Origin of the sequence: Salinivibrio sp. IB872, assembly GCF_001995345.1 — a bacterium.
Classification (GTDB): domain Bacteria; phylum Pseudomonadota; class Gammaproteobacteria; order Enterobacterales; family Vibrionaceae; genus Salinivibrio; species Salinivibrio proteolyticus.
Map to the genome: position 1 here is coordinate 184722 of NZ_MUFO01000002.1, position 18768 is coordinate 203489.

The window sequence follows — 18768 nt, forward strand, 5'->3', positions numbered from 1 at the left end:
GTCACGGATACTATCGTTTAAAACAACGATTCGGTCTCCGTTTCATAAATGGTGCCGCTAGGCTGGGATGAGACATATTCGGTTGGCTCTGTCCCTTTAATAAAGTACTCGAACATCGAGGTGTGGTCGGTTTTGCGGGTGAGCAAACCGGTTTCACGATCAATGCGTACCTTCACGATACCCGGTGGCACCACCTTGCTTTGTTCTGGCACATCCGCGAGGGCTTTTTGCATAAAGTCTATCCATGCGGGCCCAGCGGTTTTGGCACCAGACTCGGCCCCACGAATCGGTTGCTGCTCGTCATTCAAGTTGCTGTTGCGGGTTGTGCGCCCTAATTCACGTGAGTGGTCATCAAAGCCCACCCATACCGTGGTGACGATACCCGGGCCATAACCTGTGTACCAAGTGTCTTTAGAGTCGTTGGTGGTCCCGGTTTTACCGCCGATATCCCGTCGTTTCAGCGCTTGCGCGCGCCAGCCGGTGCCATTCCAACCGGTGCCATAGCGCCAGTCGCCGCCGCCCCAAATATTGCTCTGCATCATTTCGCGCACCAAGAACGCATTTTGCTCGTCAATAACTTGTTTGGCGGGCTGTGGCGATTCTTCGCTGTTATCGGTCAGCAAATTCTGCTCGTTGAAGGGGTCTGCTTTCTCCATCGGCTTTTCGCAGTCATCGCAAATCACCGATGGGTTAGCACGATAAATTTCTTCACCGAAGGGCGTTTCTACCCGATCGATGATGAAAGGCTCCATAAAGTAGCCACCATTGGCAAACACGCTAAACCCTTGTGCCATTTCAACCGGCGTTAAGCTGCCTGCGCCGAGTGCAATGGCTTCGGCGCGAGGGAGATCATCACGTTTAAAGCCAAAGCGAGTCAGATAATCTAAGGTATCGTCCAAGCCAACACGACGGAGGACACGCACAGCCATCACGTTTTTCGATTGTGCCAGTCCAAGGCGAGCACGCAGTGGCCCTTCATAACGTGGTGGCGAGTTTTTCGGACGCCATGCCACGCCTTGACTGCGATCCCAGCGGTTGATGGGCGCGTCATTAATCAAGGTGGCAAGGGTCATGCCTTCATGGATGGCCGCCGAATAGATAAAGGGTTTGATGCTCGAACCCACTTGGCGCACCGATTGGGTGGCACGATTAAATTTGCTATGCACAAAGTTAAAGCCACCCACTAAGGCTTTGATCGCCCCTGTGGTGGGGGACATGGATACTAAGGCGGTATTGGCGTTGGGCACTTGTGCCAAGTGCCATTGATCGTCAACGCGACGAATCCACACCTGCTCACCGCTTTGTAAAATATCACTGGCGTGTTTGGGCGCGGGGCCTTGACGGTTATCGGTAATGTAAGGGCGCGCCCAGTCCATCCCCGCCCAATCGAGTGTAATTTCTTGGCCATTAGGACCAACCACTAAGGCGGATTGGTCACTCACTTCGGTCACGATGGCAGGTTCAAGTGGGCCATAGCTAGGCTGCTTGGCAAGATAATCGACAATACGCTGATGTTGCCAACGGTCGCTTGCGGCTTGCCATAAGGTGGCGACTGGACCGCGGAAGCCGTGGCGACGATCGTAAGCAAGGATGTTATCCATCGCCGCATCATTGGCCGCGCGTTGCATATCGGAGTCCACACTGGTGTATATGCGAATGCCCGATGTGTAAGCATCGTCGCCAAAGTGTTCTACCGCCCATGCACGCGCCATTTCTGCGACATAAGGTGCATCGAGCTCAATTTCAGCACCGTGGTAACGCGCGACAATCGGCTCGTTTTTCGCTTGGCTATACTCGGCCTGCGAAATGTAGCCTTCTTTGAGCATGCGAGCCAGCACCACGTTACGGCGCTCAGTAGCACGAGACAGGGAGTACAATGGATTCATGGTGGATGGCGCTTTAGGGAGGCCGACAATCACCGCCATTTCACTTAAGGTCAGCTCGTCTAGTGTCTTACCAAAGTACACTTGTGCGGCGGCACCAACGCCATAGGCGCGGTAGCCGAGAAAAACCTTGTTAAAGTACAGCTCAAGGATTTCGTCTTTATTCAACAATTGCTCGATATGCACGGCGATAAAAATCTCTTTTATCTTGCGCATGATCCGCTTTTCGTTGGAAAGGAAGAAATTTCGCGCTAACTGTTGGGTGATAGTACTGGCCCCTTGCTTCGCACTGCCTGACATGGCTACTACCACGGCGGCGCGAACGATACCAATCGGGTCGATCCCCGGGTGTTGATAGAAGCGACTGTCTTCAGTGGCGATCAGCGCATCAATCATTTGCGGAGGGATGTCTTCCAGTTTAACGGGAATGCGTCGCTTCTCACCAAATTGGGAGATCAGCTTGCCGTCAGCACTGTAAACCTGCATTGGGGTTTGTAGCTCGACATCTTTCAGTGTCGCCACATCGGGGAGGTCGGGTTTTACGTACAGGTAAAACCCGAAAATTGTAGTGACTCCCAGCACTGTGCAAACCAGTGCAAAGATAAGCAGACGCTTTATGAACTTCACCTGAGATTTCCCGTTCTGTTGCAATTGAGCCGTTCAATAACCATACGTCAGTAGTATAAAGGCACCAGCAATAAAAATAACCCGCCGTGAAGGGCAGTTTTCTAAATGCTGACCTCACGCTGACGTTGGGAGCCTAACACGAAATGGTTCGAAATTCGGCAGTTTTAGGTATCGATATTGGCCGAGATACCATTCACGCCATTGCGGTTCGTGCACATCGACAAGGCATTCAGGTCGCAGGGCATCATGAGGTGCACTATCGCGCGACTGACGATCTTTTGACCCCGATGACCGAGATAAAAAAGCGATTACTCGCGTGTTTACCTTGGTATCAGCGCTTGCGCGTTCCTGTGGTGGTAGGCGTGGATGAAGATGCGGTGATCACCAAGCAAATTACGGCACCGCTTATTGACGATGAGATTGAGCAAGAAGCCTTGATTGGCCAAAAGCTGAGTGCTGCCCTCAACATGGATACCGCTACCTTGTATTACGACTTTGAGGTCATGAGCGGTATTTCCGTTCTGCCGGGACAAGCCTGTTATCAAGTCGTGGCGTGTCGGCGTCATGCTCTCACTCCAGCCCTAGACGCGCTCAAGCATGTCGGTTTATCGCCCTCGGTGGCAGACATTAACAGCCAAGCGTTAGTCGGGGTCTATCAAGCGATTCGACCTGTTGCGCAGGCTAACCACTGGCCGCTGTGGCTGCATTATCACGGTGGCTTGATCACCGCGATTCGTCTTTATCCGGATGGTCAGGTTTACCAGCATCGCAGCCGTTTGGGGGAGGGAGAGCGCTACGAACACCGCGAAGAGCCCGCTAACACCTTAGTGCAGCAGCATGTTGATCAGGCTTGCCATCGTGCACGTGAGCACAATCGACTCTTGCCCCTGAGCACCGTTTGGATAAGCGGCGTCTGGCCTACCACACTCGCGTCTGAGCATCTGGCCATCACACGCTTAAATCCAGTGGCGATGTTGGRTCAAACTGCCCCCACCATCAGTGACGAGGCCAGTATTGCGTTGGGATTAGCGCTGCGTGGAGGGTACTCATGCGTATAAATCTACTCCCTTGGCGAGAAAAAGCGCGCCGCGCTCAGCGTTACACCTTTATGGTTCACACTGGTTTGGTGGTGCTGGGCGTGGTACTGGTGGTTAGTGCCGTGAACGCGGTCCAGCAGCACTGGCTGACTGAGCAACAGGCACGTAATCAACGCTTAACCGCCGGGGTGAACGATTTTCGTGCCACCTTACAGGCTTTTAAGCGCGAAGATAAAAAGCGTGCTGCGCTGCAATCGCGCTTACAACTGGTCAACGCATTACAACAACAGCGCAATAATGTCACCGCATTACTGAATTTCATTCCAACCGTAATGCCTGAAGGGGCGTATTTGAGTCGTTTGGCGCAGCAAAAGGGGCGTGTCACGGTCGAAGGTTGGGTCACATCCAATGCGGAGATGGCAAGTCTATTGGCAGCGTTAGAGCAAAGTGCGTTAGCTACCGACGTTGATATTGACACTGTGATCACAGAGTCCGGTTCGCAACGCGCCAACAAACGTTTTACGTTAAGCTTTCGCTTGACCGACTACGTCACACCGCAGCTACCGAAGCCCAAAGGAGTGCAGTCATGATCGCACCCTCTGAGTGGGATTGGCAAAAACTCCCCAGTGCGCCACTCGCCACCCGCGCTATCGTTTGGGCGGTGGGCGCGATCGCACTATTGATTCTCGCAGCCTTGATGATTTTGTTGCCCAACCAAGAGGCGCTGGAGGCAGCGACCCAGCGCGAAACACAACTCAAAGCCGAGTATCGGTTGTTGGCCAATCGCGTGGCGGCTCTGCCCGATGTGGAGGCACAAATGCGCGCGTTAAATCAGCAATATGCCACTTTGATTGCCCAATTGCCGGAAGAAGAAGAGCTTTCGGGATTACTCGCTGGGGTCAATGAAGTTGGGATCCGTCATCAGTTGCGCTTCAAAACATTGAAATGGCAACCAAGAAAGCATGGCAGCTGGCTCGATGCTATTCCGATGACGGTTGTTCTGAGCGGTGATTATGCCTCTATCGGTGCATTCAGCGCGGATATTGCTGCCATGACGCGCTTGGTGTCGCTGCAAGATTTTGTTTTAACCCGTACTGAAACCGATGACATTCATGCGCCCTTGCTGCTGTCTGTGTCTGCGACCACATATCGTTATACCGGTGAACGCATTACCACCGACAAGGAGGCCTTACAGTGAAGCGTCTTTTGGTGTTGTTATTTGGGTTGAGTTTGGTCGGCTGTGATAGATACCACAGTGATATCGAACGTTTTATGCAACAAACCCAAGCCAGTGCGCAAGTCATGGCGACCCGCATTCCCCCTCCGCCAAGTTACCAATCGATAGCCTTTGTCGCTGATCAGCGGGATCCCTTTGTGCTGCCAGCCATCAATACAGGTGGACAGGCTTCAACGGGTGACTGTTGGCAGCCCAATTTACAACGGCCTTTAGAGCCGCTTGAGCAATTTCCACTGGCAAGCCTTGCCATGAAAGGCAGCTTAACCAAAGGCGCACAGCAACAAGCCTTAATTGCACGTCCTGATGGCACCATCACTCAAGTCAGTGAAGGTGCGCATTTAGGCGAGAACCGTGGCCGTGTAGTGGCCGTGAATGCACACCAGGTCGCCATTGAAGAAGCCCTGCCGGATGGCTTGGGGTGTTGGCAGCTTCGCACTGTTACCTTGTCGATGGAATCAACTTTGCCGTAGTTAGGATACCAATATGATGATACGCCCTTACCTTTCCCGCACGTTCTCGCAAAGCGTTCGCCCAGTCTGGCTCATACTGCTGGTACTGATGTTCAGCCTGGGTTCAGTGCAGGTTGCCGCAAAGAGTATGCTGACTGATATCGCAGTGAAGCGTCTAGATAATGGTGATGCTCAGGTCTCGCTGACGTTTTCTGATGCCGCGGTAACGGCTGACTTTCGTCAACCCATCCCTCAGCAAGTTACGCTACGCTTGCCGAATGTACAGCTAAAACAGGCATTACTTGCGGTTCTCGATACTCGCAGCCGTCAGACCCCAGTGACTGAGATTGAGACCTTTCAGGCCCCTGAGAGTGCTCGCATTGTACTGCGTGCTGAGCAGGCCGTGGATTTTGATTATCAGCAGCAAGGAAAGGTGTTGACCATCCGCGTCTCTGCGGCAAAAAAAGCGCCTTCTGCGACGGCCTTAGCGCAAAAAGGGGCGGCGATCTCGATTAACTTCCAAGACATTCCGGTCCGTACCGTGTTGCAGCTGATTGCTGCACAGAATGATTTTAACCTTGTGACCTCGGACTCGGTACAAGGCAACATCACCATGCGCATTGATGGTGTGCCTTGGCAAGATGTATTGGATGTGATTTTGCGTGTGAAAGGACTGGATAAGCGCCAACGGGGACAAGTGATGCTCGTTGCTCCGAGCGCTGAGCTGATGGCACAAGAAAAGCAAGCACTCGAAATGCGTCAGCAGGCCGATGCCTTACTGCCTCTGACCTCAGAAGTACTCACGGTGAACTATGCCAAAGCCAGTGATATCGCCGCCCTGATCAAAGGTCAAGGCGAAGGGGTCAGCTTACTGTCTCCTCGCGGGGCGGTGTCGCTGGATGAGCGCACCAATGCGTTGATCATTAAAGATAATCAAAAGAATTTAGCCCGTATTCGCACCTTGGTCCGCCACTTGGATGTGCCGGTGAAGCAAGTTGAAATTGAAGCGCGGATTGTCACGGTTGAAGAGGGGTCTGTCGATGAGCTGGGAGTGCGCTGGGGGATTTTAAATCGCAACGGTTCAACCAGYATCGGCTCTTCGATAGAAAGCAACCTGATGTGGGACCGTAACATGTACAATTCCGATGACGAGGCATTAACCGGATCGGGCAATGATTCTCTGCCGGTGGACAATTTTTTGAATGTGAACTTGGCCGCCTCCAACCCTGCCGCGTCAAGTCTGGCACTACAAGTGGCTAAATTGGGCAGTGATTTATTGCTGGATCTCGAGTTATCGGCGCTGGAAAGTGAAAACAAAGCAGAAATTGTATCGAGCCCGCGCTTAATCACCACCAATAAAAAAGCGGCATATATCGAGCAGGGGACAGAGTTACCTTATCTCGAAGCCTCTTCCAGCGGTGCTGTGGCGGTGTCGTTTAAAAAAGCAGTACTTAGCCTTACCGTGACGCCCCAAATTACCCCAGAGAATGAGTTAGTGCTGGATTTGAAAGTCACCCAAGATATGCCAGAGAAGTCGGTGGTGGCAGGTAAAGGGGAGGCCATGTCGATCAGTACCAAGCGCATTAATACGCAGGTATTGGCGCGGAATGGTGAAACGGTGGTGCTGGGAGGGATCTTCCAACACACCATGATTAACAAAGAAACCAAGGTGCCATTACTCGGGGATATTCCGCTGTTTGGAAATCTGTTCAAACACCGTCTGAAAGATCATGCAAAACGCGAGCTTCTGATCTTTGTGACCCCTAAAATCGTCACAGGGTAGGTTAGGTGTTGCCAAAGGGGCCACTGTCCTGAGATAATTTTTAGTCTGATCACGAATTATCTGTGAGGAATTGGCGCCTCGGGCTTTTCTACATCAAGCCTGCGGGCGGTGTTGTTTTATTTAACCGCGCGTAAAATTGCTTAAAATGGCTGAAAAACGAAATATCTTTTTGGTAGGCCCTATGGGGGCTGGTAAAAGCACAATTGGTCGTCATCTCGCTCAACAACTTCACATGGAATTTTATGATTCTGACTCAGTGATTGAAGATCGAACTGGGGCAGACATTGCATGGGTGTTCGACGTTGAGGGAGAAGAAGGTTTTCGTCAACGTGAAGAGAACGTGATTAACGACCTGACTGAGAAGCAAGGTATCGTGCTAGCGACCGGCGGCGGCTCTATCATGAGTAAAGAAAGCCGTAACCGTCTCTCTGCTCGTGGTGTAGTGGTGTACTTAGAAACCACTATCGAGAAGCAGCTGGCGCGTACACAACGCGATAAAAAACGTCCTTTGCTTCAAACCGATCAACCCCGTGAAGTGTTGGAATCACTCGCGCAAGAGCGCAACCCACTTTATGAAGAAATTGCTGATTATGTGGTGCGTACTGATGATCAAAGCGCCAAAGTGGTCGCGAATCAAATCATCGAGTTGTTAGAGCAGCACTAATCCCAGACACAGGACCCGACCATGGAACGGATAGATGTTCAGTTAGGGGCGCGTAGCTACCCTATCTCTATCGGCGAAGGGCTGCTGGCAGATGCCAGCTTGTTTGAAAACGTACGTTCGCGTCGGGTTGCTGTGATAAGCAACGAGACAGTGATGCCATTATATGGCGAGAAGCTGGTCTCGACGCTTAAGCAGGCAGGGGCACAAGATGTCGCCTGCCTTAGCTTACCCGACGGTGAAGCGTACAAATCGCTAGAAACCTTCAATACTATCAACACCTTCCTACTTGAAAACAACTACAATCGCGATGTGGTGCTGGTGGCACTGGGTGGCGGTGTGATTGGTGATATCGTTGGCTTTGCCAGCGCTTGTTATCAACGCGGGGTAGATTTTATTCAAGTTCCTACCACCTTATTGGCGCAGGTTGACTCGTCGGTTGGCSGGAAAACGGCCATCAATCATCCCTTGGGTAAAAATATGATTGGTGCGTTTTACCAGCCCAAAGCGGTGGTGATTGACACTCAAGTACTCAGCACCCTCCCAGATCGAGAGTTTGCGGCGGGAATGGCAGAGGTAATCAAATACGGCATTATCGCCGACGCGCCTTTCTTTGACTGGCTCGATAGCGAAATGGCGGCGTTGACCGCTTTGTCACCCGACGCGTTAAGTTATGCGATTCGGCGCTGCTGTCAAATCAAGGCTGATGTGGTCGCGCAAGATGAAACCGAAGCCGGTGTACGTGCTCTGCTTAATCTGGGCCACACCTTTGGTCATGCGATTGAAGCGGAGATGGGCTATGGCAACTGGTTACATGGTGAAGCGGTTGCAACGGGCACTGTGCTTGCTGCCCACACGGCACAGCGTCATGGTTTGCTGGACGAACAAAGTGTGTCCCGCATCACTGCCTTGCTCGAAAAAGCGCAGCTTCCCGTGCACGTCCCTGCCCAGATGAACTACGATGCTTTTATTAAGCACATGATGCGTGATAAAAAAGTGCTTTCAGGACAGTTGCGTTTGGTACTGCCAACAGCGATCGGCCAAGCGCAAGTGGTTGCAGATGTTCCACATCAGCTTTTAGCAGATGTGATTGATGCCGGTTAACCATTGAATGCATGACAAACACCTTTGATACCTTGGCCTTGGAGCTGGAAAGCCAAACCCAGCTCTTATCACGCCTGCAGTTTCTTACCCGCTTTAGCTCTAACCTTATCCAGGTCACCGGTCCGACTGGCGCGGGTAAAACCTGGCTCAGTGAGCGCTATATGGAGCAATGGGCCGACGCGTCGGTCCACTCCTTATTGGTGTGTCACACGGCACAAAATGATGCACAACGCCGTGCTATTTTGCTTCGTCAAATTGTCAAAGATGGCGTATTTAATGAGGCCGACCCGCTAGTCGATAGCCTGACGATGATGCTAGGCGACAGTGGGTGCGATGCATTAATTGTCATTGATGATGCCCACCGTCTTAGCCCGAATTTATTGTCTGAACTTTGGGCACTGGTTTTACAGGCACAAAACCAAGATCATTGGCGCATCAATGTGGTGCTTTTTGCGTTGCCCGGAAAGTTGAACAAGTGGCTTCGTCAGGTGTCATATGGCCAAGGCCAAAAGCCGTTAGAGTTAGAAGTCTCGCCCTTAAATGAGGGGGAGGAAGAAATGTTTATCGATGTGTTGGCGGTGACCCGACGCATTGATGCGACCAAGAAAAAACAATGGCTGGCCAAGTTGGCCAATCAAACCCTCTATCCGGGCATGATCATGGGCAAGGACAATCAGGAGACAGGCACAGTGAGTGACGAGAAGAAAAAGCCCTCGCGTAATAAACCCTTTACCATGCTGGTATTGGCCGTAGTGCTCATGGTCGTGGGTGCTGGTGTGATTTGGTGGTACTTCCCGAGCCAAAGTGATGATCAGTCCTCGGGCATGGTATTGCCAGAAGGGTTAAAGAATCTTGATGACTTACTCCGCGAACAGCAGGGCGAGCCAGAGAGCGCCGTGACTGCTGGCCAAAGCACCGAGAAAGGCATGGACCAAAACCCAGCCAGTACTTCAAACCGCACCAGCCAGTCAGGCTCGGTGACTGAAGATACAGTCTCATTGCCAGAAGAGGTTAATGGCGAAGGCTTGACGGTTGGCCGCGGAGATGAAGGCAAACGCGTTGTCGTGCCTGATGACGTGGTCGATGCCATGATTGAAGAGCAGGATGCGGGTGGTGATGGTACTGAGGCCGTTGACGAACCCTTGATCCCTGAGCTGGCACAAACACTGCCCACACCGGCGGCACCAGACAGCCGTCCAGAGCCTGCTGCTCCTCGCCAAACAGCGCAACCGGAAGCTGCATCTCAGCCAGCGTCCGCGAACCAGACCTTGCCGTTAGATGCCCAAGCTCTACTGGCGGTGCCTGCACAGCGCTATGCGTTACAGCTGGCCGCCTTACAATCCCGCCAAGATGCGGTTGATCTGATTGCGAACTATCAACTGGAGGGGCGTGTTCAGGTTTATCAAACTCGCCGTAATGGTGGCACTTGGTACATGGTATTGCTGGGCGATTATGAGAGTGTCACCGCGGCGCGTCGCGCAGAACTCACTCTGGCCGACAATGTCCGTGCGCTGCAGCCATTCGTGAAATCATTTAGCCAAATTCACCGTGAAATCAATCGTGCAAATGGGCAGTAAAATCCGCTGATTGATGAAACAAAATAAGGTACAATCCGCCCCCTTTCATATCGCGGAGAATGACAAGGGGCAATGAAAAAGCATCGCGCGTTTCTAAAGTGGGCTGGCGGGAAGTATTCGCTGGTCGATGACATTCGCCGTCATCTTCCCGAAGGGGACACGCTGATCGAGCCTTTTGTCGGCGCAGGGTCGGTGTTTTTAAACACCGACTACGACCGCTATATCTTGGCTGATATTAATCCCGACTTGATTAATCTCTATAACATTATCAAACAAACCCCAGCACGGTTTGTCGATGATGCACGCGCCTTTTTCTGTCAAGACTACAATCAAAAAGCGCAATATTTGCAAGTGCGGGAAGACTTTAATGCCACGCAAGATCCGTATCTTCGCTCGCTCTATTTCTTGTACATGAATCGCCACGGCTTCAATGGCCTGTGCCGTTACAACAAAAAAGGTGGATTTAATGTTCCCTTTGGGTCTTACAAGAAACCGTACTTCCCTGAAAAAGAGCTGTTCTTTTTTGCCGAAAAAGCACAACGGGCAGAGTTTGTGTGTGAAGGGTATGCGGAAAGTTTTGCCCGCGCGAAGCTGGGCGACGTGGTGTATTGCGATCCTCCTTATGCGCCTTTAACCGCGACAGCGAATTTTACCACTTATGCCACCAACGGCTTTACGCTGGATGATCAAGCGTTATTGGCCGAGCATGCAGAGCAGGCAGCGATGGCGGGTGGGATCCCGGTTCTTATTTCAAACCACGACACCCCTTATACCCGCCGTTTATATCGTGGTGCGACCTTCAACGTAGTACGAGTCAAACGTACCATTAGCCGTAATGGGAATGGGCGTAATAAAGTGGATGAGCTGTTGGCACTGTTTGCGCCTCAACCCTAGCTGGAAAGCGGCATTAGGTAATCATGCCGACAATGGCAAGCAAGGTCGCGACAAATACACCAATCATCACCACGCCTATCACGATGTACGCAGCGGGCGAGTCTTGAGCAAAATCGCGTTGACGGTTTTGCTCGGACTGCACACCAAAAAGCGCGGCAATCACACTTTTGATGACGTCCCAAGCGCCTAATTTTGTTGTCATGATGCCTCCTTTTTTTGTCGCTCTTATCCAACCCTAGTTGGCGGTATGTATTTTGTCAGCTGTTCAGGTAGAAAAGCGGGATCGAATAAGACAGCGCGAGCGAGATCGGGTAGAATTGCGGCGACTTTTTGGCAAGTGAGGCGACAACTATGACGGATTTTTTGATCGCGCCATCGATTTTATCAGCAGATTTTGCGCGTTTGGGCGAGGATGTAGAAAAGGTACTCGCCGCGGGTGCAGATGTGATCCACTTTGATGTAATGGATAACCATTACGTGCCTAATCTCACCTTTGGCGCGCCGATTTGTCAGGCGCTGCGCGATTACGGCATTACCGCCCCGATTGACGTGCACCTCATGGTTAAGCCGGTTGACCGCATTATTCCCGACTTCGCCAAAGCTGGCGCCGATATGATAACCTTCCATGCTGAAGCCAGTGACCATATCGATCGCACCTTACAATTGATTAAAGATCACGGCATGAAAGCCGGGCTGGTATTTAATCCCGCCACACCACTGCATTATCTTGATTACGTGATGGACAAACTCGACATGATTTTGTTGATGTCCGTGAATCCCGGTTTTGGTGGCCAATCTTTTATTCCAAGCACCTTGGATAAACTGCGTGACGTGCGCGCACGTATTGATGCCAGCGGTCGAGACATCCGACTGGAAATTGATGGCGGTGTGAAAGCTGACAATATCGCCGAGATTGCCCAAGCAGGGGCAGATATGTTTGTTGCCGGTTCTGCGATTTTTGGGCAACCCGACTATAAAGCGGCCATTGATGAGATGCGCACCGCGCTTGCAACTGTAGATAGGTAAGTAGTATGAGCCTTCGTTATATTGCCTTCGACCTCGATGGTACCTTGGTCGACAGCGTACCGGACTTAACTCAAGCGTTACAGATGATGCTGGCCGACTTGGACATGCCCACCGTGACGGTGGAACAAGTTACAGGTTGGATTGGTAACGGTGCCGATATTATGATCCGTCGTGCGCTGTCGCGTCGTCATGATTTTGCCACTGACTTGGATGCCGATTTGGTCGCCCGTGCCCGCGAGCGTTTTAACTTCCACTACGACAATAACGGCCATGAAAAAACCGTGCTATATCCGGGCGTGAAAGACACCTTGGTCGCGCTGCATCAGCAAGGTTATCAACTGGGTGTCGTGACAAACAAACCCGTGGCATTTGTGCCCGCCATCCTAGAAGATTTAGGATTAGCAGCCTTGTTTACGGATGTGTTGGGAGGCGATAGCTTACCGACCAACAAGCCAAACCCAGAAGGGTTGCACCATTTGCGAGACAAGCATGGCTTAACCAATGCACAAATGTTGATGGTCGGTGATTCAAAAAATGACATTTTGGCAGCCCAGAATGCAGGCATCGCTTCTGTCGGGTTAACCTATGGCTACAACTACGGTGAACCGATTAGCGATAGCCGTCCTGACTATGTGCTGGATTCATTCAGTGAGCTACAAGCCGTGGTCGCCAGCCACCAAGCATAACGATTATATAGCAACATAACTACCGCCCGGTTGGGCAACGCGTAAAGGAACCTAATCATCATGAGTCAATCTTCAAAACCCATTGTACTGAGTGGTGTGCAGCCCTCGGGTGAACTAAGTATCGGTAACTATCTRGGCGCGCTGCGTCAGTGGGAACAGATGCAAGATGATTATGACTGCCAATACTGTGTGGTGGATTTGCATGCGATTACCGTTCATCAAGATGCGGATGCGTTACGCGAAGCAACCTTGGATGCGTTGGCGTTGTGCTTGGCGGTGGGCGTGAGCCCTGAGAAAAGTAACTTGTTTGTACAATCGCACGTGCCAGAGCATGCGCAATTGGGCTGGGTATTGAACTGTTACACCCAAATGGGTGAGCTGAACCGCATGACCCAGTTTAAAGACAAATCGCAGCGTCATGCTGAGAATATCAACGCCGGTCTATTTGGGTATCCAGTGCTGATGGCGGCAGATATTTTGCTATATCAAACCAATCAAGTGCCTGTAGGTAATGATCAGAAGCAGCACCTAGAGCTTGCCCGTGATATTGCCACGCGCTTTAACAATCGTTACGGTGATGTCTTTACCATGCCTGAGCCTTACATTCCTGATGTGAATGCACGGGTGATGAGCCTGCAAGATCCAACCAAGAAAATGTCGAAGTCGGATGATAACCGTAATAACGTGATTGGTTTGCTCGAAGATCCCAAAGCCATTGCCAAGAAAATCAAACGTGCGGTTACCGACTCGGAAGAGCCACCGCGTGTCCATTTTGATATCGAGCAAAAGCCAGGTGTCTCTAACTTGCTTGGTTTGCTGTCCGGGGCGACCGGTGAGTCAATTGCCGCACTAGAAAAAGCCTACGAAGGCAAAATGTATGGCCATCTGAAAAAGGATACTGCTGAAGCGGTGGTGGCGATGCTCGAACCTCTCCAAGCGCGTTATCATGAGTACCGCGCTGATCGCGCGCTGCTCGACAGTGTGATGCAAAAAGGTGCTGAGCACGCATCGGCACGCGCACAGCAAACCTTGCGTAAAGTGTATGACGCAGTGGGTTTTGTTCCACGCGTGTAGCACACGAATATGACGGAATAAAAAAGCAGCGGCATAGACCGCTGCTTTTTTGATCAGACCGGAACCCAACTCTCACTTCTTATAAGTCCATCAATAGTAACTGTTTCTGATGCGAGCCAAATCACGCCATTCTGTGTATCCATCGTTAATAATGCGCGCGAAATTCGAGTAATCACTCAAACTACGTGAAGGAACAGGTATGAAAAAGCCACTGATGTGGTCGCCGCTAGCATTGATGATGGCGGGACTCGCCATGCCCGCGGCCGCCAAAGCCACCCTCGAGCAAACCTACCAGTGCGGCATGACGCCCACCACGCCCATTTATGCGATCCAAGGTGACGGTGATCGCAGCCCATTGGTCCCAGCGGACAAATACAGCTCCGATAAAACCTATGCGGTACAAGGTGTCGTCACTGCGGTGACCCAAGGCCTTTATAAAGGGGTTTGGATTCAAGATCCTCAAGGGGATGGCAATCGCGCCACGTCCGATGGCTTGTTTGTGTACTTGCGGGACGCTGATACCCTCAATTTGCAGCCCGGTGACACCTTATGTGCCAGTGGTAAGGTCAAAGAGTATTATGGTCATACGCAATTGGGTGTGACCGATAATCAAGTCGCTAAGGGCCCGTATTATGGTCCGTTGGCTCCGACTGCCATTCGTGTGGATCACGGTGAGTCGTTAAAGGATGCACTTGAGCGTTACGAAGGCATGTATGTGACCATGGACGCGGACAGTGAACTGGTGATCACCCGTAATTTTGGCTTTGACTACGACGCGTTTCGCAACAATATGGTGTTAACGCACCGCACCCCTTTATTTAAACCCACGCAACTTTATCCAGCGTTAACCGACGAAGCGAAAGCGCTTGCGGCGAACAATGCGGCGAATCAGCTTTATATCGAAAGTGATCAAAAAGCCAAAGACGGACAAATTCCCTATTTTCCGGGACTCGACGCTGAGCAAGGCTATTTGCGTATTGGCGATCGTATTGAGCATTTGTCTGGCGTGATGGGCTTTAGCTACGATCAGTACCGTTTAGTGGCGACCAACACCATTACCGCCGGTGACATTGTGCACCGTCACGATCGTCAAGATGCACCCGCGACGGTACCGAATACCGACATTAAAGTGGCAAGCTTTAACGTACTCAACTATTTCACCAGTGCCAGCGCCATTGGTGGTCCCTTAAATGTCACCTGTAAAGATCGCGACCATGCGGACGCCAAGCGTGGTTGCAACCGAGGTGCTAAAACCGCCGCTGAGTTTGAGCTCCAACGTACCAAGATTGTCAATGCCCTCCGCGCGATGGATGCTGATATCGTTGGCTTGATGGAGCTTGAAAACAATGGGTTTGAAGCTGGAAGCGCCATTGCCGATTTGGTGACCCACCTCAACGCAGAGTTTGCGGATCCTGCAGACCATTATCAGTTTGTTGAACCTAGCGATGCGGTGAAAAATCAAGGCGCGTTTTTTGGCTCTGATGCGATCATGGTCGGCATGATTTACCGCCCTGCAAAAGTCTCGTTAGCCGGTGACGCACAAGCGGTTGCTATGCCCGAGCAGCATATAAGTGGTGAAAACCCTGAGGGCGAAACGCGTGAGCTTAATAAGTATCAACGCGACAGCTTGCTGCAAGCGTTTAGCATTAATGGCGAGCCGTTACATATTGTGGTTAACCACTTTAAGTCGAAAGGATCAGGCTGTTATGAAGATTGGATCGCGGGTGAATTCGAGACGGATACAGCAGATTTACAAGGACATTGTAATGCCTTCCGTGTCTCCGCGGCAGTGACATTACGCGATCGTCTGCAGCAGCTGGATGGAGACGTATTGATCCTTGGCGATCTCAATGCGTACGTGAAAGAAGATCCGGTCCGTGTATTAACCGACTACCAACGTCAGCCTAACCAGCGCGATATCATGACAGCCGCAGGAACGGAAATTCGCGGTGTTCCTATGCATCCGACCGCACAAGCGGTAGAGAAAGGCCTAGGCTATATCAACCTCGCCACGGCGCGATTGGGTGATAAAGCCTATTCCTACTCGTACTCGGGTGAATTGGGGAGTCTCGACCATGCCATCGCCAGCGTTAGCTTGGCGGAAAAAGTCGTCGGTGTGGAAGACTGGCACATTAACTCGGTTGAAAGTACCTTGTTTGAATACAGTCGTCAGTACACTGGGGATTTGGTGAAATCGACCAATCCGTTCTCTTCGTCAGATCACGACCCTGTGATTGTGTCTTTGGCGTATCCGGATCCGGTTGTGCCTGTATCGGTTACCATCAATAACCGCAGTATTTTGCCGATTATTCCGATGCTGAATGGACAAAAAAGTCCTGATCACGCTTGGATGAAATGGCGCTCACAACGCACCTTTGATACGCAAAGCCCATTGGTAAAAGGGCTGAAACTTGATAAAGATGATCGTATCGAGGTCACTGTGAAAGCGCTGGGTTTGATCCCCGTCCATTGTGGCAGTGCGCCGGCGAGTCAGCCTATGTCGGTCCGTTACACCGGCTTCCGCTGCCAACTACGTTAATTGAATCACTGCGGGCAGTGGCAACACCGCCCGCGGATGACGCTTGTCAGGCACTGTGTTAGCATCATTCCGGTTTTCAATCGGATGGCGCAGCACAGTGCTTCTTATCATCGATAATTACGACTCCTTTACCTATAACCTCTATCAGTACTTTTGCCAACTGGGCGTGGACGTGTGTGTCAAACGCAATGACGAGTTGGCGATCGCAGACATTGAGGCGATGGAGCCCTCCCATTTAGTGATCTCTCCTGGTCCTTGTACGCCGAATGAGGCGGGGATTTCTCTCGAGGTCATTCGCCATTTTGCCGGACAGATACCGATTTTAGGCGTATGTCTTGGCCATCAGTCCATTGCACAGGTCTTTGGTGCGTCGGTGATCCGCGCCAATGCGGTGATGCACGGTAAGACGTCTTTGGTCGAACATGATCATCAAGGGGTATTTAACCGCTTACCCAGTCCGTTCACCGTCACACGGTATCACTCGTTGGTGGTTGACCCGCAAACCCTGTCTGATTGTTTGACCGTGACAGCGACCACCACTGAGCCCGATGGTCGTCAAATCATTATGGGCTTGAAGCACCGAACCCTGCCAATTGAGGGGGTACAATTCCATCCGGAGAGCATTTTGACTGAACACGGCCATGACTTACTGGCGAATTTCTTACAGCAATAGTTACAAAAAATAGCGATCTTTATCACTATTCTCACATTTCGTTTTTTCTGACGTGATTATCAGTGGCTGCAACCTTATGCAGCCATCACCGTCATCCCGCACCACTCATGCCTTACAGGCATCTCAGCCTTGCTGATTAGGCGCTTCTTTCGCCTCACACTTTGTGCATAACTATATCTCTAATCTGCATGGTATTTGTTATTCTGCTGAAAAGAAAAAATAATCTGCTATTGCCGCGGTTAAAAGAATGTAAATACTATGCGTCATGGAAAAAACACAGAAGGATTGAGTGATGACGATGGACAAAAAAGTAGAACGTAAACTCTTTGATGAAGTGATGGTACCTTGCTACAACCCGATGCCCATGATCCCAGATCACGGCAAAGGCTCCCGCATTTGGGACCAAGAAGGGCAAGAGTATGTCGACTTTGCGGGTGGGATTGCGGTGAGCTGTTTGGGCCATTGTCATCCCGTCATGGTGGATGCGTTGACTGAGCAAGCTCAAAAGCTTTGGCACTTAAGCAACGTCATGACGAATGCACCCGCATTGCGTCTCGCAAAGCGCCTCACTGAGCTGTCATTTGCGGATCGTGTTTTCTACGCAAACTCTGGCGCCGAAGCGAACGAAGCAGCACTAAAGTTGGCACGCCGCTGGGCAAAAGAAGAACACGGAGAGCATAAAAGCGAAATCATTGCGTTTAGCAAAGGTTTCCATGGTCGCACCTTCTTCACGGTCACCGTGGGCGGTCAACCGGCTTATTCTGACGGTTTTGGTCCTAAGCCGGGAGATATTACCCACCTGCCATACAATGACTTAGCCGCGCTGGCTGATCATATCTCTGATCGCACTTGTGCGGTGATGATGGAGCCACTGCAAGGTGAAGGCGGTATTATTCCTCCAGAGCCGGGTTTCTTGGAAGGTGTACGTGAACTGTGTGACAAACACAATGCCTTGCTGATCTTCGATGAAGTGCAAACCGGTAACGGCCGTACGGGCACCTTCTATGCGTATCAACAATCGGGCGTCGCTCCCGATATCTTAGCCACCGCTAAATCACTGGGTGGGGGGATCCCGATTGGTGCCATGTTGACCACCGAAGCCCTGGCGGCACACATGAAACCGGGGACGCATGGCTCAACCTATGGCGGTAACCCCTTAGCATGTGCGGTCGCAGAAGCGGTGGTGGACGAAGTGACCAAACCTGAGGTCCTTGACGGTGTTATTGAGCGCGAACAGTGGTTCCGCGATGGCCTAGAAGCGATCAACGATAAATACGGCATCTTCAGTGAAGTGCGCGGTAAAGGTTTGTTGCTTGGCGCGGCACTCAACAAAGCATGGGAAGGGCGTGCGCGTGACATCTTAGTGGCGGCAGGTGAGGAAGGCTTGCTGGTGCTGGTCGCGGGCCCGAATGTGGTGCGTTTCACCCCATCATTGGTGATTACCAAAGCGGATATTGAAGAAGGTATGGCGCGCCTTGATCGTGCTATTGCGAAGGTCGTTGCTGCATAAGGCGGCCT

Annotated in this window: 17 protein-coding genes; 15 read left to right on the forward strand and 2 right to left on the reverse strand. The window is 51.5% G+C overall.

Annotated features, from left to right (window positions below; all coding sequences use genetic code 11):
* Positions 1-17: 17 nt before the first annotated feature.
* The gene (locus BZJ18_RS01835) at positions 18-2510 is read right to left on the reverse strand and encodes a penicillin-binding protein 1A (RefSeq protein ID WP_077455111.1); all 2493 of its coding nucleotides are present in this window, start codon (positions 2508-2510) and stop codon (positions 18-20) included.
* Positions 2511-2653: 143 nt separating this feature from the next.
* On the opposite strand from BZJ18_RS01835, the gene pilM reads away from it, so the two are divergent.
* From pilM to dam, 9 genes are all read left to right on the forward strand, one after another.
* The gene (pilM, locus tag BZJ18_RS01840; protein ID WP_077455112.1) at positions 2654-3568 is read left to right on the forward strand and encodes a pilus assembly protein PilM; all 915 of its coding nucleotides are present in this window, start codon (positions 2654-2656) and stop codon (positions 3566-3568) included.
* On the forward strand, positions 3559-4137 hold the full coding sequence (locus BZJ18_RS01845; RefSeq protein WP_077455113.1) for a PilN domain-containing protein: 579 nt from the start codon (positions 3559-3561) through the stop codon (positions 4135-4137). The genes pilM and BZJ18_RS01845 overlap by 10 nt, the downstream gene beginning before the upstream one ends.
* Positions 4134-4745, forward strand: coding sequence for a type 4a pilus biogenesis protein PilO (locus BZJ18_RS01850; RefSeq protein ID WP_077455114.1), 612 nt, complete (start codon positions 4134-4136; stop codon positions 4743-4745). Before BZJ18_RS01845 ends, BZJ18_RS01850 begins: the two co-directional genes overlap by 4 nt.
* Positions 4742-5254, forward strand: a complete 513-nt coding sequence (locus BZJ18_RS01855; RefSeq protein ID WP_077455115.1) for a pilus assembly protein PilP — start codon at positions 4742-4744, stop codon at positions 5252-5254. The genes BZJ18_RS01850 and BZJ18_RS01855 overlap by 4 nt, the downstream gene beginning before the upstream one ends.
* 16 nt (positions 5255-5270) lie before the next feature.
* Positions 5271-7016 carry a type IV pilus secretin PilQ gene (locus BZJ18_RS01860; RefSeq protein WP_108743102.1) on the forward strand — a complete coding sequence of 582 codons (1746 nt, stop codon included), beginning with the start codon at positions 5271-5273 and terminating at the stop codon, positions 7014-7016.
* A 145-nt stretch (positions 7017-7161) separates the two neighbouring features.
* Positions 7162-7680 (forward strand): shikimate kinase AroK, encoded by a 519-nt coding sequence (gene aroK, locus BZJ18_RS01865; protein WP_069589875.1) that lies wholly within the window; start codon positions 7162-7164, stop codon positions 7678-7680.
* Between the two features lie 21 nt (positions 7681-7701).
* Entirely contained in the window at positions 7702-8781 is a 1080-nt protein-coding gene (aroB, locus tag BZJ18_RS01870; RefSeq protein WP_077455116.1) for a 3-dehydroquinate synthase, read from the forward strand.
* An 11-nt stretch (positions 8782-8792) separates the two neighbouring features.
* A complete protein-coding gene (locus tag BZJ18_RS01875; protein ID WP_077455117.1) occupies positions 8793-10358 on the forward strand; it encodes an AAA family ATPase in 1566 nt (521 codons plus the stop codon).
* Positions 10359-10430: 72 nt separating this feature from the next.
* Positions 10431-11252 (forward strand): adenine-specific DNA-methyltransferase, encoded by an 822-nt coding sequence (gene dam / locus BZJ18_RS01880; RefSeq protein WP_069589882.1) that lies wholly within the window; start codon positions 10431-10433, stop codon positions 11250-11252.
* Between the two features lie 13 nt (positions 11253-11265).
* On the opposite strand, the gene BZJ18_RS01885 is transcribed toward dam, so the two are convergent.
* Positions 11266-11454 (reverse strand): DUF2970 domain-containing protein, encoded by a 189-nt coding sequence (locus tag BZJ18_RS01885; RefSeq protein ID WP_077455118.1) that lies wholly within the window; start codon positions 11452-11454, stop codon positions 11266-11268.
* Between the two features lie 149 nt (positions 11455-11603).
* On the opposite strand from BZJ18_RS01885, the gene rpe reads away from it, so the two are divergent.
* From rpe to BZJ18_RS01915, 6 genes are all read left to right on the forward strand, one after another.
* Complete coding sequence (gene rpe / locus BZJ18_RS01890; protein ID WP_077455119.1) at positions 11604-12278, forward strand: ribulose-phosphate 3-epimerase; 675 nt, start codon at positions 11604-11606, stop codon at positions 12276-12278.
* Positions 12279-12283: 5 nt separating this feature from the next.
* Positions 12284-12964, forward strand: a complete 681-nt coding sequence (locus BZJ18_RS01895; RefSeq protein WP_077455120.1) for a phosphoglycolate phosphatase — start codon at positions 12284-12286, stop codon at positions 12962-12964.
* A gap of 60 nt (positions 12965-13024) precedes the next feature.
* Positions 13025-14038 carry a tryptophan--tRNA ligase gene (gene trpS / locus BZJ18_RS01900; protein ID WP_101494755.1) on the forward strand — a complete coding sequence of 338 codons (1014 nt, stop codon included), beginning with the start codon at positions 13025-13027 and terminating at the stop codon, positions 14036-14038.
* Positions 14039-14237: 199 nt separating this feature from the next.
* A complete protein-coding gene (locus BZJ18_RS01905; protein ID WP_077455122.1) occupies positions 14238-16577 on the forward strand; it encodes an ExeM/NucH family extracellular endonuclease in 2340 nt (779 codons plus the stop codon).
* Positions 16578-16674: 97 nt separating this feature from the next.
* The gene (locus tag BZJ18_RS01910; protein WP_077455123.1) at positions 16675-17250 is read left to right on the forward strand and encodes an anthranilate synthase component II; all 576 of its coding nucleotides are present in this window, start codon (positions 16675-16677) and stop codon (positions 17248-17250) included.
* A gap of 292 nt (positions 17251-17542) precedes the next feature.
* Entirely contained in the window at positions 17543-18760 is a 1218-nt protein-coding gene (locus BZJ18_RS01915; RefSeq protein WP_077455124.1) for an aspartate aminotransferase family protein, read from the forward strand.
* The last annotated feature ends 8 nt before the right edge of the window (positions 18761-18768 follow it).

Coding starts and splice junctions, on each gene's coding strand:
- BZJ18_RS01915 (WP_077455124.1), top strand. CDS start 17,543: ATGACGATGGACAAAAAAGTAGAACGTAAACTCTTTGATGAAGTGATG.
- BZJ18_RS01850 (WP_077455114.1), top strand. CDS start 4,134: ATGATCGCACCCTCTGAGTGGGATTGGCAAAAACTCCCCAGTGCGCCA.
- rpe (WP_077455119.1), top strand. CDS start 11,604: ATGACGGATTTTTTGATCGCGCCATCGATTTTATCAGCAGATTTTGCG.
- aroK (WP_069589875.1), top strand. CDS start 7,162: ATGGCTGAAAAACGAAATATCTTTTTGGTAGGCCCTATGGGGGCTGGT.
- BZJ18_RS01895 (WP_077455120.1), top strand. CDS start 12,284: ATGAGCCTTCGTTATATTGCCTTCGACCTCGATGGTACCTTGGTCGAC.
- BZJ18_RS01845 (WP_077455113.1), top strand. CDS start 3,559: ATGCGTATAAATCTACTCCCTTGGCGAGAAAAAGCGCGCCGCGCTCAG.
- BZJ18_RS01885 (WP_077455118.1), bottom strand. CDS start 11,454: ATGACAACAAAATTAGGCGCTTGGGACGTCATCAAAAGTGTGATTGCC.
- BZJ18_RS01875 (WP_077455117.1), top strand. CDS start 8,793: ATGACAAACACCTTTGATACCTTGGCCTTGGAGCTGGAAAGCCAAACC.
- BZJ18_RS01905 (WP_077455122.1), top strand. CDS start 14,238: ATGAAAAAGCCACTGATGTGGTCGCCGCTAGCATTGATGATGGCGGGA.
- dam (WP_069589882.1), top strand. CDS start 10,431: ATGAAAAAGCATCGCGCGTTTCTAAAGTGGGCTGGCGGGAAGTATTCG.